The sequence below is a fragment of the Streptomyces sp. NPDC054786 genome (assembly GCF_053611685.1).
Genome location: NZ_JBSHAW010000025.1, coordinates 105,497 through 114,894, shown reverse-complemented (window position 1 = coordinate 114,894; position 9,398 = coordinate 105,497). Strand labels below are relative to the sequence as shown.

General features: G+C 72.1%; 8 protein-coding genes. 2 read left to right on the top strand and 6 right to left on the bottom strand.

The genetic code is table 11. The annotated features are described in order from the left end of the window. Positions 1-144 precede the first annotated feature (144 nt). A complete protein-coding gene (locus ACWGI6_RS22035) occupies positions 145-984 on the bottom strand; it encodes a sulfurtransferase (RefSeq protein WP_453269096.1) in 840 nt (279 codons plus the stop codon). Positions 985-1,233: 249 nt separating this feature from the next. On the opposite strand from ACWGI6_RS22035, the gene ACWGI6_RS22030 reads away from it, so the two are divergent. Continuing rightward, positions 1,234-2,010 (top strand): VOC family protein, encoded by a 777-nt coding sequence (locus ACWGI6_RS22030; protein WP_453269095.1) that lies wholly within the window; start codon positions 1,234-1,236, stop codon positions 2,008-2,010. A 132-nt stretch (positions 2,011-2,142) separates the two neighbouring features. Here ACWGI6_RS22030 and ACWGI6_RS22025 read toward each other — a convergent pair whose 3' ends face one another. The 4 genes from ACWGI6_RS22025 to ACWGI6_RS22010 form a co-directional block, all read right to left on the bottom strand. Beyond that, a complete protein-coding gene (locus ACWGI6_RS22025) occupies positions 2,143-2,808 on the bottom strand; it encodes a thymidine kinase (protein WP_453269094.1) in 666 nt (221 codons plus the stop codon). A gap of 69 nt (positions 2,809-2,877) precedes the next feature. Further along, positions 2,878-4,068, bottom strand: a complete 1,191-nt coding sequence (locus ACWGI6_RS22020; RefSeq protein WP_453269093.1) for an alkaline phosphatase family protein — start codon at positions 4,066-4,068, stop codon at positions 2,878-2,880. Continuing rightward, a complete protein-coding gene (locus ACWGI6_RS22015; RefSeq protein WP_393909343.1) occupies positions 4,068-4,661 on the bottom strand; it encodes a DUF5998 family protein in 594 nt (197 codons plus the stop codon). Before ACWGI6_RS22015 ends, ACWGI6_RS22020 begins: the two co-directional genes overlap by 1 nt. Positions 4,662-4,699: 38 nt before the next feature. After that, on the bottom strand, positions 4,700-7,744 hold the full coding sequence (locus ACWGI6_RS22010; RefSeq protein WP_453269092.1) for a bifunctional acetate--CoA ligase family protein/GNAT family N-acetyltransferase: 3,045 nt from the start codon (positions 7,742-7,744) through the stop codon (positions 4,700-4,702). 222 nt (positions 7,745-7,966) lie between these two features. Here ACWGI6_RS22010 and ACWGI6_RS22005 point away from each other — a divergent pair, with 222 nt between their 5' ends. Continuing rightward, a complete protein-coding gene (locus ACWGI6_RS22005; protein WP_033267424.1) occupies positions 7,967-8,248 on the top strand; it encodes an HPr family phosphocarrier protein in 282 nt (93 codons plus the stop codon). A gap of 365 nt (positions 8,249-8,613) precedes the next feature. On the opposite strand, the gene ACWGI6_RS22000 is transcribed toward ACWGI6_RS22005, so the two are convergent. Beyond that, positions 8,614-9,303 carry a GntR family transcriptional regulator gene (locus ACWGI6_RS22000; RefSeq protein ID WP_453269091.1) on the bottom strand — a complete coding sequence of 230 codons (690 nt, stop codon included), beginning with the start codon at positions 9,301-9,303 and terminating at the stop codon, positions 8,614-8,616. Positions 9,304-9,398: the final 95 nt, after the last annotated feature.

Below are 9,398 nucleotides of genomic sequence, written 5' to 3'. Positions count from 1 at the left end.
CTCGCCCCCCCCCCCACCACCCCGTAGCCGCGGGGCGCCCCGTGGCCCCCACCCCCCCAAACCCCCCCGGCCCGCCCCCCCCCTGCAAGCAGGGAGCGGGCGAACGGCTTTGTACGACGCCCTGTTACGGGCCCCGGCGGGGGCTCAGCCTGGCTGCGGGCCGGTGGCGACCGGACGGGACGGATCGGCGGACCACTCGCTCCAGGAGCCGACGTACAGGGCGGCGGGGACGCCCGCGACCGCGAGGGCCAGTACCTGTTGGGCCGCGGAGACGCCGGAGCCGCAGTACACACCGACCTCCACGCCCGCCGTGGCGCCCAGCGACGCGAAGCGCTCGGCCAGTTCCGACGCGTCGCGGAAGACGGTGCCGCCCTCGACGACGTTCTCGGTCGTCGGGGCGGACACGGCGCCCGGGATATGGCCGGCGACCTTGTCGATGGGCTCGACCTCGCCGCGGTAGCGCTCGGCGGCCCGCGCGTCCAGCAGGACTCCGCGGCGGGCCACGGCGGCCGCGTCGTCCGCCCGCAGCAGCGGCAGCCCGCCGGGTACCGGAGTGAAGTCACCTTCCTGCGGAGCCGGTTGATCGACGCTCATGGCGCCACCGTCCGCCTGCCAGGCGGCGAGACCGCCGTCCAGGACGCGCACATCGGGGTGGCCGGTCCAGCGCAGCAGCCACCAGGCACGGGCGGCCGCCCAGCCCTGGCCGCCGTCGTAGACGACCACGGGGCGGTCCGCGCGGACGCCGGCGGCTCGCATGGCATCGGTGAACACATCGAGGTCGGGCAGCGGGTGCCGGCCACCCGGACCGGGAGGCGAGGCGAGTTCGCTGTCGAGATCGACATAGACCGCGCCGGGTACATGGCCGGCCTCGTACACGGGACGACCGGGCGGTCCACCGAGTTGGTAACGGACGTCCAGGAGCACCGGAGCGGTGGGTTGCGCCAACTCGCTCACGAGTTCGGTAGCGGTGATGATGGCATTCATGGGACTCATCCTTGCGTAGCGACGGCTACGTACAGAAGGTAGGTGCCCACCCTCCGTATGACGCAGTTACGTCCTGCGGTAACGCCTCTGAGGCGGATGGGAAACGTCAAAACGGACATTCTCCGTCGCGAACCTGCCATGGACGGCGCGGCCGGGGCGCTCACCAGGTCACAGGGTGCGAGCATCTGCTGGGGACCCGCGCCCGTAGCGCACATGGTCAGCACCCGACGCTCCGAGGAGAGAGTGACAATGACGACCGAGGCAGCGACCCGGCGGATGCCCGGCGCGCCCTGCTGGGTGAGCCTCCTGGCCCACAGCCTTTCCGCGACGCAGGAGTTCTACGGCGCGCTGTTCGGCTGGGAGTTCCGCCCGGGACCCCAGCATTTCGGTCCGTACGCCCGGGCCTTCCTCGACGGCCGGGAAGTCGCCGGCGTCGGCGAGCTGGCACCCGACCGCCACCTCCCGGTCGCCTGGACCACGTATCTGGCCAGCGATGACGCGGATGCGACCGCCGAGCAGATCCGTTCCTGCGGTGGGACGGTGGGCGTCGGGCCGCTGGATGCGGACGACGACACGGGACGGATGGCGATCGCCTCCGACCCCCAGGGGGCGATCTTCGGAATCTGGCAGGGCAGGTCGATGACGGGCACCACCATCACCGGGGAGCCCGGCACCCCCGCATGGAACGAGCTGGTCACCCGGGACAGTAGCTCCGTCCTGACGTTCTACGAGCATGTCTTCGGCTACGAGGCGGAGCCCGTGGTCTCGGCCGACTTCGACTATCTGACGCTGCATCTCAAGGACCACCCGGTGGCCGGTATCCACGGCGTGGGCAACGCCCTGCCACGCGACCGGGGCTCGCACTGGATGACGTACTTCGCCGTCCCCGACACGGACGCGGCGGCCCGCCGGGTCACCGAGCTGGGCGGGCAGGTGCTGCATGCCGCCCGGGACTCCGCGCACGGCCGGCTGGCGACGGTCGCCGACAGTGAGGGCGCCGTCTTCACGATCATCCAGCGGAACTGAGGGGCTGTCACTCCAGGTTCCGCCCAGCGTCCGGCGCGTGTCCGCACGCCTTCCGGCCGCGGACAACGGGCTGTTGCACCCGCCCCTCCCCCGGACTCGCCGCACGCTCGGCCCCGCCGCCGGCGGCCGGTCCTACCGCGCGCTGTCGACCGGCAGTACGTCCGGGGAGAGCGCGGCCGCGCGGGCGCTGGCCGAGGTCTGGCGGCGACGGTGGTGACGCCGGCACAGCACCTCGTAACCGACCACGGCCTGTGGGCCGTCCACCTCGCCGACGACATCGCCGACCACGACCTGCGCACCCTCGACGACCATCCTGCCGTCGACCGTACGGGCGTTGTGCGTGGCGCGGGCGCCGCACCAGCACAGCGCCTCGACCTGCAGTACCTCTATGCGGTCGGCCAGTTCGACCAGACGCTGGGAGCCGGGGAAGAGCTTGCTGCGGAAGTCGGTGGTGATACCGAAGGCGAAGACGTCCAGTTCGAGGTCGTCGACGACGCGGGCGAGCTGGTCGACCTGTTCGGGGGCGAGGAACTGTGCCTCGTCGGCAATGACGTAGTCGACCCGGCCGCCGGCGGAGAGGTGGCCGACGACATGTGTGTAGAAGTCCATGTCGTGCGCCGCCTCGACGGCTTCGGTGACCAGGCCGAGGCGGGAGGAGAGCTTGCCGCGGCCGGCCCGGTCGTTGCGGCTGTAGATCATGCCCTGCAGACCGCGGGAGGAGCGGTTGTGCTCGATCTGCAGAGCAAGTGTCGACTTTCCGCAGTCCATCGTTCCGGAGAAGAACACCAGCTCGGGCATGGGAAGTTGCGGGCCTTTCGGGCTCGTACGGAGGGGGCGGGGCAGCGCGCGGGCGACGGGCCGTGCGGGTCAGGTGCGGACTTCCAGAAGCGGCACCAGCTGCTCCATCGGGGTCATCGAGCCGTGCATCCCGACCATCTCCGATTCACGGGGCTCCCGCTCGGTCGCGATGATCACCATGTCGGCGTGCGCGGCCGCCACGACATCGCCGATCCGGGCACGCACCCGGTCGTCGACATGCGGCCCGAACCACCCCGCGGCGATGGCCTCTTCGCGGCTCGCCACCCACATCTGCTCGCCGACCACCTCGCGCCAGACGGCGAGCACGTCCGCGGCTGCGCCCGGGTGGGCGTACACATGGCGGGCCCGGCCCTCGCCGCCCAACAGGCGTACGCCGGCGCGCAGTTCCCAGTCCTCGTCGAAGTCGATCCGGGAATCGGGATCGAAGGGAATATCGATCATGCCGTGATCGGCGGTGATGTAGAGCGCGCTGCGCGGCGGCAGTTGTTCCGCCAGCCGCTGGGCGAGCCGGTCGACGTACATCAACTGGCCACGCCAGGCATCGGAGTTGACGCCGTAGCGGTGGCCCTTGCCGTCCACCTCGGAGTAGTACGTGTAGACCAGCGAACGGTCACCGGCGGCGAGCTGCTCGGCGGCGAGGTCCATCCGCTCCTCGCCGGAGAGCCGGCCGTGGAACGTGCCGCCGCTGAGCGCGACCTGGGTGAGCGGGGTGTGCTGGAAGTTCGGCGCGGAGACCTGGCAGGTGTGGACACCGGCGGCGTCCGCACGCTGGAAGACCGTCGGATACGGCTGCCAGACATACGGATCGGTCCACGGATACCAGCGCAGCTGGTTCATCAGGCTGCCGGTGGCCGGGTCCTCACAGGTGTATCCGGGCAGGCCGTGGGCGCCCGGTGGCAGGCCGGTGCCGACCGAGGCGAGGGAGGTGGCGGTGGTGGACGGGAACCCTGCGGTGAGGGGGCGGCCGCTGCCGTTGAACGACGTACCCAGGAGTGAGGTGAGAAACGGCGCCTCCTCCGGGTGGGCGCGCAGCAGCTCCCAGCCGAGGCCGTCGATCAGGAAGACACAGGCCCGGTCGGCGGGGGCCAGCTCCATCGTGGTGGCGAGGCCGGTCACCCCGAGCCCCGTGGCGATGGTGGGCAGCAGATCGGCGAGCGAACCGGTGCCGTACTGCGGTACGGGGGCACCGAGCGGGTCGAGGGGTTCGGGTTCCGGCCAGGCGGGGGCGATGTGGACCATCAGCGGGGGGAGGGGGTGGCCGCGGTGGCCTCGGAGAGCGCCTGGGCGAAGGTGAGCGTCTCGCGCACCGAGTCCGGTCCGTCACCGGCCTCACTGACCCGCAGCGAGAGGTCGTCGGCGGTGGAGGAGCCCGTGTAGCCGTGGTCCGCCTCGCAGTTGGGGTCACCGCAGGCGGCGGGCTCCAGGTCCAGGCGGGCGACCGCGCCCCAGCCGATGGTGAGCACGACCTCGCGGGGAAGCTGGCCAGGCGTGTACGACTCGGGGTTGGCGACCACCCGGCTGAGTACCACGGAGGAGATCCGGCCCAGCTTGACGGACTCGGTGGAGGTGGTGGCGTACGGCGACGGGGAGGTGGCGTCGGCGGCCTGCTCGTCGGTGTGACTGACGATGAAGCGGGTGCCGGTCAGGACCAGGACCGTGACATGGCGGCGGACCTCGTTGGCATCGAAGGTCGTCTCCTGATGGACGAGGTACGACACCACGGGCTCCCCGCCGACCGCGGCCTGCACCGCCTCGGCCACGAGCGTCGGGTAATAGCCGCTGCGCTCGATCGCCGCGCGCAGCCCCTGGGTCGTCGTACCGGTCTTAGCCATGGGGTCCATCTTACGGGGCGTACCGGGCCACGAGAGCCTCAGTAGACGGGCAGCCGGCGGGGGCCGAGGTCAGTGGTGGCAGGGGCCCGGGCCAGGCGCACGGTCGCCCCCAGTACGGAGAGGCCGTGCGCGGCGACGACGACCGGTTCGAGGTCGACGCCGACGACCTCGGGGTGGTCGTCGACGAGCCGGGAGACGCGCAGGAGCACCTCGGCCAGCGCCGCGGTGTCGACGGGCTGGGAGCCGCGCCAGCCGAACAGCAACGGGGCGGCGCGGATCGAGCGGATCTGCTCGGTGACCTCGCGGTCGGTGGCGGGGATGAGGCGGTGGGCGATATCGCCGAGCAGCTGGGAGGGCGCCCCGGCCAGGCCGAAGGAGAGAACGGCACCGGCGGCCGGGTCGATGGCGGCACGGATGACTGTGTCGACGCCGCGCGGCACCATCGACTGGACGACCGGACGCAGCTCTTCCGGGGAGCCGAGGAAGTCAGTCAATTCGGTGTATGTACGGCGGAGTTCGGACTCGCCCGCGATGTCGAGACGTACTCCGCCGAGATCGGCGCGATGGCGTAGATGGGGTGCGGTGGTTTTGAGGGCCACCGGATAGCCGAGGCGGGCGGCGGCGCGGACGGCGGTGTCCGGGTCGGGGGCCGGGAGGACGGGCCGGGTGTGGATGCCGTAGCGGGCGAGCAGGGCCTCAGCGTCCTGGGGAGGCACCGGGACGGAGCGGCCCGTGGGGGCGTCGGGGGTGAGCCGGTCGAGCAGGCGCTCGATGTCGGCGCCGGCCGCCGCCTCCTGGATGTCGTCGTACTCGGGCACCCGGCCCGGCTCGGCGGCCTCCCGGCGCCATGCGGCGTAGCGGACGGCCTCGGCGAGGGAGCGCACGGCGCGCTCGGCGGCCGGGTAGGCGGGGATGCGGAGGGGGGACGGGCGGGGCCGGGGCGGGGTGGCGGCGTCGGCGTCACGGGACGGGGCCGGATGCCGTGCGGCGAAGGTGGGGGGCGGGCCCGGGGGGATCAAGGGGCGTGCGCGGTTCGACGGATTGTGGGCGGGCGGCGGGGGTTCCGCGGGGCGGGCGGCGGGCGCAGGGACCGGGTCCGCGGGGCCGGTCGACTCGACGCGAACGGGGTCGGGGGCTGCGGGCTCGGGCGACTGCGCCGGGGCCGGGGCTGGGGCCGGGGCCGGGGCTGGGGCCGGGGCCGGGGCGGCGAGTGTCTCGGCCAGATCGTCCATGGCGAGGTGGACGACCGTCACCGGCTTCTCCGGATGCGCCTCGGCCGCGGTGCGCAGCGCGGCGGCGAGTGCGGCGCCCTCGCTGTCGGCCGGGGAGACGGCGGCCCCCTCCCCCACCCAGGGGATGGCCGTGACGACCACGGCATCGCAGCCGTCGCCGGAGAGTGCCTCGGCGAGCGCGGCCCGGAAGTCGTCCGGTGTCGCGGCGGAGGGCAGTACCCGGGGGCTCTGCGGACGCAGCCGTTCGGTCAGGCAGGCGTCGTACGCGAGCAGCGCCAGCGACTCGGAGTTGCCGAGGATGGCGATGCGCGGGCCGGCCGGCAGTGGCTGGGAGGCCAGCAGCAGACCGGCGTCGATCAGCTCCGTGACCGTGTCGACCCGGATCACGCCGGCCTGGCGCATCAGGGCGGCGACGGTGCTGTCCGGGACGCGGACCGTGGGCACGGCGTGGCCGGGCGGTGCGGTGCCGTTGTGCCGGGCTCCCTTGGCGACCACGACCGGTTTGACGGCGGCGGTGCGGCGGGCGAGCCGGGCGAACTTGCGCGGGTTGCCGATGGACTCCAGATAGAGGATCACGACGTCGGTGTCCGGGTCGTCGTACCAATACTGGAGCAGGTCGTTGCCGGAGACGTCGGCGCGGTTGCCGGCCGAGACGAAGGCGGAGATACCGGCGATACCGCCGTCGCCGGGGCCGCGCGCATGCAGTCCGCTGAGCAGGGCGATACCGATGGCACCGGACTGGGTGAACAGGCCGATGTGGCCGGCGCCGGGCATCTGGGGGGCGAGGGAGGCGTTCAGCCGGACGTCGGGGGCGGTATTGATGAGGCCGAAGGCGTTGGGCCCGATGAGCCGCATGCCGTACGAGCGGGCCTGCCCGAGCAGGGCGCGCTGCCGCTCCCGCCCCTCCAAGCCCGCCTCGGCGTAACCGGAGGACAGGATCAGCACGCCCTGGACGCCGTGTTCGCCGCAGTCGCGGACCACGTCGGGGACGCTGTCCGCGGGGACGGCGATGACGGCGAGGTCGACCGGGTCGGGGATCTCCTGCAGGGCGCGGACGGCCGGCACGCCTTCGGGATGCAGCCGCTGCATGTCCTCGGGGAAGGCGTGGTTGACGGCGTGCACACGGCCCGTGAAGCCGGATTCCAGGAGGCTGCGCAGGGCGGTACGGCCGACGCCGCCGGGGGCGCGGCCGGCACCGATGACGGCTACCGAGCCCGGGGCGAGCAGCCGTTGTACGGAGCGGGCCTCGGCGCGCTGCTCGCGGCCGCGCATCACGGCCATGGACTGCTCGGTCGGCTCCAGATCGAACTCCAGGCGGACCACACCGTCTTCGAAGGTGCGCTTCTGGGTGTAGCCGGCGTCCGTGAACACTTTGATCATCTTGGAGTTCGCGGGGAGCACCTCGGCGGCGAACCGGCGGATGCCGCGTTCGCGGGCGACGGCCGCGATGTGCTCCAGGAGGGCGGAGGCCACACCGCGGCCCTGGTGGGCGTCCTGGACGAGGAAGGCGACCTCGGCCTGGTCGTCCTCGGGGTCCTTGGCGGGCAACCCCTGGTCATTGATCCGGTCGTAGCGGACGGTGGCGATGAACTCGCCGCCGACGATGGCCGCGAGCCCGACCCGGTCGACGTAGTCGTGGTGGGTGAAACGGTGCACATCGCGGTCGGACAGGCGCGGGTAGGGCGCGAAGAATCGGTAGTACTTCGACTCGTCGGAGACCTGTTCGTAGAAGGAGACCAGCCGCTCGGCGTCGTCCGGGGCGATGGGGCGGATACGCGCCGTGCCTCCGTCGCGCAGCACCACGTCGGCTTCCCAGTGGGTCGGGTATGCGTGGTCCGGCGGCTTCTGCATGCGGACAGCGTACGACCGGCCACCGACAACCGGCTCGGCGCGCGTACGCTCGGGGTGCGGGGCAGGCTGGGGATGCCGTATGGACGTACGGTCCGGTCGGTCTGCCGGACCTCCCTTGGGGGGACCAATGGCCGCAAAAGGCCAGGACAAAGGGCTGCGGAGCACTGTCGGCAGCGTGAGAGACTGGTCTAGACAACAGTCACGACTTTGAAGGGCAACACCATGGCTGAGCGCCGCGTCAATGTCGGTTGGGCCGAGGGCCTGCACGCCCGCCCCGCGTCGATCTTCGTCCGTGCGGCCACCGCCTCCGGCGTCCCGATGACGATCGCCAAGGCTGATGGCAACCCCGTCAACGCGGCCTCCATGCTCGCGGTCCTGGGCCTGGGCGCCCAGGGCGGCGAGGAGATCGTGCTGGCCTCCGACGCCGAAGGCGCCGAGGTGGCGCTCGACCGCCTGGCCAAGCTCGTCGCCGAGGGCCTTGAGGAGCTCCCCGAGACCGTCTGAGCCCGCCAGGACTCTCTGCTGCATGCGGCGGCCCCGCCGCGGCGACCGGTGACCGGTTGCCGCGGCGGGGCCGTTTCGCTGTGCCGGGTTCCGTCCGCAGTGCCGGATTCCGTCCGCAGCGCCCGGGATATCGGGGTGCGCGCCTCACCACGTGGGTCGTACGCGAATCACCGCACGGGTGCATTGAACGCGTTGGATTTCCGGATGGCCCGATATCGTCGGCGCGCAAGAAAAAGCGTGCGCTATTCAATGCCCCGAATGCGGCAATGGAGGCAGCGCAAATAAAACTGCGGACGGGCCGAAAAGAGAACGCCACCGCCCGCCACCGAAGTCCATTCGGCACTTCTTTGTATACGGGGCGATTGTTAAGGACGGGCGCGCGCCGTGTTGACGGGCGGTTTCGGGTCCCTCACCTCCGTCTTGGCGGGGCGCCGGAGCCGGTACACCGGGAGTGAGCGCTCGACATGAGCCGCCATCAGGGCGCGGGCCCGCTCCGCATCCCCCCGGGCCACCGCGTCCAGCACCGCGCCGTGTTCATCCCAGGACTCCCCGGCACGGGCGGGCAGTTCCACGGCGTACATCCACTCGATCTTGCGCCGCAGCTGGGTCAGCAACGCCGTCAGACTGGGGCTGCCGGCCGCTTGGGCCAGCGTCTCGTGGAACCAGCCGTCCAGTTGGCGCAGATCCGCGGGGTTGCCGTGACGGGCCCGCTCGCGGCCGAGCCGTACCAGGCCGCGGAGCACCTTGAGGTGGGCCGGGCTGCGACGGGCGGCCGCGCGGGCGGCACCCAGCGGCTCCAACAGGGCGCGGACGTCGAGGAGATCGGCGGACTCCTGCTCGGTGGGCTGGGCGACACAGGCGCCCGCATGGTGGCGGGTGGTGACGAACCCTTCGGACTGCAGCGTGCGCAGCGCTTCACGGACCGGCACTCTGGAGACGCCGTACCGGGCCGCCAGGATCTCTTCGATCAGCCGGCTCCCCGGCGCCAGCGCACCGGAGACAATGTCGTCGCGAATCGCCGTGCACACCGCATGCGCGGAAATATGGCCTCGCATCTTCCGTGCCTCCGCCGTAATCCCGTGGAAACGCCGCCGGTCGGCGACTTTTCCGTGACTCTATTCGACCGGAACGGCTTTTCCGACGGACTCCG